Annotated in this window: 1 protein-coding gene; it reads right to left on the bottom strand. The window is 66.5% G+C overall.

Going from position 1 to position 278, the window contains the following annotated elements; translation table 11 throughout:
• A partial coding sequence (locus tag AC0L2C_RS34275; protein ID WP_473525543.1) for a Tle-like phospholipase domain-containing protein occupies window positions 1-278 on the bottom strand: 278 nt, incomplete at both ends.

A 278-nucleotide genomic window follows, 5' to 3' on the forward strand; every position in this document is an offset into this window, starting at 1 on the left:
GGTCATGGTCGTCCCCTTGAAAGCCACCAGCGGCGCGCCCGTGGCATTGTTGACGAACACGCCGGCCCGAAACTCGGTGGGTTCGCCCGTCGTGGGATCGATGGGATGCTCCAGCATCGCTTCCGTCAGGTTCAACCGGCGCAGATCCTCGGGCGTGGCGTTGCGATAGCCGGGCGGCGGGGTGCGTTCACTGGGGGGATCATAGACCGCCTGCGCGGCTTGTGCCTCGACGAGGAATTGCGCGATCTTGGCGGCGTCCGCACGTAACAGGTCGCAGG

It is taken from the genome of Mesorhizobium sp. WSM4845 (genome assembly GCF_055811455.1).